3 protein-coding genes and 1 pseudogene are annotated in these 4,080 nt (G+C 60.2%); 3 read left to right on the forward strand and 1 reads right to left on the reverse strand.

The window, feature by feature from the left end:
* Window positions 1–1,158, reverse strand: a 1,158-nt coding sequence (locus NW826_RS11145) for a right-handed parallel beta-helix repeat-containing protein (RefSeq protein WP_414510159.1), incomplete at its 3' end; no start/stop codon positions are given.
* A 373-nt stretch (window positions 1,159–1,531) separates the two neighbouring features.
* On the opposite strand from NW826_RS11145, the gene pdxA reads away from it, so the two are divergent.
* The 3 genes and pseudogenes from pdxA to NW826_RS11160 form a co-directional block, all read left to right on the forward strand.
* On the forward strand, window positions 1,532–2,578 hold the full coding sequence (gene pdxA, locus NW826_RS11150) for a 4-hydroxythreonine-4-phosphate dehydrogenase PdxA (protein ID WP_414348803.1): 1,047 nt from the start codon (window positions 1,532–1,534) through the stop codon (window positions 2,576–2,578).
* A 44-nt stretch (window positions 2,579–2,622) separates the two neighbouring features.
* Complete coding sequence (locus NW826_RS11155) at window positions 2,623–3,738, forward strand: aldo/keto reductase (protein ID WP_414510162.1); 1,116 nt, start codon at window positions 2,623–2,625, stop codon at window positions 3,736–3,738.
* 128 nt (window positions 3,739–3,866) lie between these two features.
* Window positions 3,867–4,080: pseudogene (locus NW826_RS11160) on the forward strand (hypothetical protein); the annotation flags it as partial.

Below are 4,080 nucleotides of genomic sequence, written 5' to 3' on the forward strand. Positions count from 1 at the left end.
AGTCAGTGTCAGTGTGGGCGTGGGGACAGGGGTCGCTGTCGGGGTGGGCGCGGATCCGCCGCCGATCCTCTCAGCAAAGTTCCCCTGGAAGCTGTTGCCGGCCAAGTAGGCGGCGACTACTGCCGCCGGTGTGCCGGGGGCTACTTGAATGGCTACCCCCGCGCCCTCGCCCCGAGCTAGGAACGTATTTCCGGCAATGGTGCGGGCCTGGGTTCCTTGCAAGATGCGAATGCCGACGCTGCCGGCTATCCTGCCCACGCCGATCTGGTTGGATTGAATCGCCGGCACCGATCCCGCTCCATCCAGTTGGATCCCGGTGGTGCCACCAGTGTCTCTTTGCCGCGCCTGCAGCGCCAACCCAGCCGCAGCAGTAGGCGGATCCCCTTCGATCTGGTTGTTGCGGAAGATCCCGCCGGAGTTGTTGCTGTAGCGAACCGCCAAAGCTCCCAGAGCTTGCAGGAGGATCGCGTTGTTCTCGAGGGTGGGATTGCTCCCCGGCACAGTGCCTATACCCACCCCACCGGCTTTGCTGACAATGGGTGAGACGCTCGCGACCCGGCCATTGCCGGAGATCTGCACACAGGGATCCAAAAATTGCTGGCACAGAATCTGAGCCAGTTGGCCCAAAGCCCCCTCCAGGACGGCGGCATTGCCGTTGACCAAGATGTTGGAGCGGGGGTCGTTGAGGGTGACCTTGCGCGGCTGAAAGGTGCCGTCGTTCACCTGAACCCGCCCGCCCCCCAGCACCACGTCCACCCCCTGCAGGCTGGTTTGGCTGGCTACAATCACGTCAAACAACCCCGTCAGGATCTCGTAGGCAACAGAGCTGGTAATCCGAATCCGCCCGCCATTGGTGCCGTCGCCCCCATCCAGGGCCAGGTTGCTTTGCAAAGTTTCCCTGCCCGTCCCCAAGATCTGGATCAGCACCTCTAGCCCCGCTGTGGCGCTCTGTAGCCGCTGCGCTTCCGCAACTGCATCGGCCAGCTTGGTGAAGGGGCCCCTGACCGGATCCACCCTTAGGATGACGGGCTCCCCAGCCGGTGGCGAAAGAGACGGAGAGCTGCTGCCACTCCCCCCACAGCCGAGGGCAGCCCCCGCCAACAGGGGCAGCAGCAGGGAACGGATCCTCCAAGCAGATTTGGATACCTGGTCGGCCATAGGTGGAAAGCTCTTTACAAGCGCCTACTCGGTCAAGACTATCAGAGCAGCCAACAACTGCGACAAAGTACAGACGGCCGAGCCGGTGAAAATACTCTCTAACGAATCCCCTGCTCAGTCAATCCTTTGCCAGGGATCCGCAATCAATTGGCAACAAAAATCTCAAAAATCTAACGTTCTTCGGGAACTTGGATGGTTGCGGCGATAATGTCCTGCTTCAGCTTTCTGCGTGCTCTCTAGAAATTGGAAGCGGAAAGAAGAAAGCCTGCTGGCGGGCCTAGGGCCAGAATGGATTAACGTATCCCCCTTTTTGGGGGATCTCTAGGAATTGGCAAGAAAAGAAAAAGGAGCGCCTGTCTTGTCGAGAGAAGACCTGATGAGCCTGTCACTGCCCAAACTGGCCCTGACGTTGGGGGATCCTGCGGGAATTGGGCCGGAGATTGTGCTCAAGGCGTTGGCAGAGCCTGAGGTGCGGGCCTGTGCGCGGATTACCGTGGTGGGGGATCGGCAGGTTTTGGAAGCTACCCACTGCCTACTGAGGGAGAGGTGTGCGGCTACCTTGGCCGATCCGGCAGGGATCCCGATGCTGGAGTGCGACACAGGCTTTCGGTTACAGTCTGGCCGTATTGGTCGAGGGGATGCCGAGGGTGGGGCGGCCAGTTTTGTGTACCTGAAAACGGCAATCGAACAGACGCTGGGGGGCGAGTTTCAGGGGATCGTGACAGCGCCCATCGCCAAATATCTGTGGCATCGAGCCGGCTACCGCTTCCCCGGCCAAACAGAGGTGTTGGCCCAACTGAGCGGAGCTGAACGCTACGGGATGATGTTTGTCGCCCGTTCCCCCCACAGCAGTTGGCAGATGCGGGTTTTGCTGGCCACCACCCACATTCCCTTTGGCCAAGTGCCCACTGTGCTGACCCCAGACTTAGTGCGCACAAAGTTGGACTTGCTGGTGGGATCCCTGCGCCACACCTTCGGGATCCCGGATCCCGTGATCGCGGTGGCCGGCCTCAATCCCCATGCCGGCGAACGGGGTCAACTGGGATCTGAGGAAAAAGAATGGCTGACCGAGCTGCTGCGCACCTATCCCCACGCCCAAATCTGGGGGCCGCTTCCCCCTGACACCATGTGGCTGGCTCCCGCGCAAGCCTGGCACGGCCAAGGATCCCCAGCCGTGGCCGATGCCTACTTGGCTCTCTATCATGATCAAGGCCTGATCCCGGTGAAGATGCTGGCTTTTGAGCGGGCAGTTAACCTGACGATCGGGTTGCCTTTCATCCGCACCTCCCCTGACCATGGCACCGCCTTCGATATTGCCGGCCAAGGGGTGGCCCGCGCCGAGAGCCTCAAGCAGGCGATCCGGCTGGCAGCAGAACTGCTGGGCAACAATTCCCAACAATGCCTGTACCCGGCAATCTGAGGCTGTCTCCCGCCTTGAGGGGACGATTGGATGCGAGAACCGGAATGCTCTACCGCCGCTTTGGACGCACCCAGCAGCTCATTTCAGCCTTTTCTCTGGGCAGCATGCGCTTGGTCAATGTGCCCAGGGATCAGGCTCAGGCAACCGTTGAGGCAGCCTTGGCTGCAGGGATCAACCACATCGAAACGGCCCAGGCTTATGGTCACGCCGAGGCGCTCTTGGGCGAGATTTTGCCAGCTCTGCCCTTCCCACGCCATCAGTTGATTTTGACCAGCAAGCTCACTCCCAGCGATTGTCTGCGGGAGCGGCTGCAGGCATCCCTGCGCCGTCTGCGGGTGGATTATTTGGATCAGTTTGCCTTTCATGGTATCAATCTGCCGGAACATCTGGAGTGGGTACTGCAGAAAGGGCTGCCGATTCTCAAGCAGCTCCAGCAAGAAGGCTGGGTGCGCCACATTGGGTTTTCCACCCATGGATCCCTGGAGTTAATCCTGCAGGCCATCCAGACCGGATGCTTTGACTTTGTCAATTTGCACCATCACTTTTTCCAACAGCGCAATGCGCCGGCTCTGGAAGCGGCTGCCCAGCAGGATATGGGCGTGTTCATCATTTCTCCTGCCGATAAAGGGGGAATGCTCTATCGCCCCCCTCAACACCTGCAAGAGTGCTGTGCGCCCTTCAGCCCCTTGGAGTTTGCCTATTGTTTTCTGCTGGCAGATCCGCGTGTGCACACCCTCAGCTTGGGTGTCACTCATCCTGAGGAGTTGCAGGTGGCCTTGTCTGCTTTGCAGGATCCCGACCGTTGGTGGGTGGAGGGCCCACGGATCCAGGAACGGTTGCGCCAAGCCGAGCAGGAGCGTCTGGGATCCAGCCGCTGCGCTCAGTGCTACGCCTGCCTGCCCTGCCCAGAGGGGATTCACATCCCCGAAGTGCTGCGGCTGCGCAACTTGGCCATTGCCCACGACATGACAGAGTTTGCCCAGTACCGCTACAACATGTTTGGCCAAGCCGGACATTGGTTTCCGGGCTTGCCTGCCGACCGCTGTACCGAATGCGGCGACTGTTTACCCCGCTGTCCAGAGCATCTGCGGATCCCAGAGTTGCTGGCTGAGGCTCATCGGTTGCTGCATCGCTCTCCTATTCGGCGGCTCTGGGAGTAGCAGCTCGCTCTATGGCTTGACAATGCCACCTGTTTTGTTTGGTCGAGTTTAGCTCGAAGTTGGCAGAGATTTGCTTATAATTGCCTGAGCGCGTTGATTAACTTTAACTCGCAAGGCGGAGCGTCCGGGTGAACAGTCAGAGTCAAGACCGCTTAGATCGGGTGGAGCAACTGCTGGCTTGGACGGCCGAACAGGTTGCTGCCAACAGCCGAGAAATCCAGGAGCTGCATCAGTCCATCCAGGCCAGCCGCGCTGAGTCTGCCGAGCAGAATGCCGCCCGCCTGCGGGAAATCCAGGAGCTGCATCAGTCCATCCAGGCCAGCCGCGCTGAGTCTGCCGAGC

Source organism: Synechococcus sp. OH20, from assembly GCF_047502685.1.
GTDB lineage: Bacteria > Cyanobacteriota > Cyanobacteriia > Thermostichales > Thermostichaceae > Thermostichus.

What these genes read in the sequence shown, in the direction of transcription:
- NW826_RS11155 (WP_414510162.1), top strand. Translation starts at nt 2,623, where the DNA reads ATGCTCTACCGCCGCTTTGGACGCACCCAGCAGCTCATTTCAGCCTTT.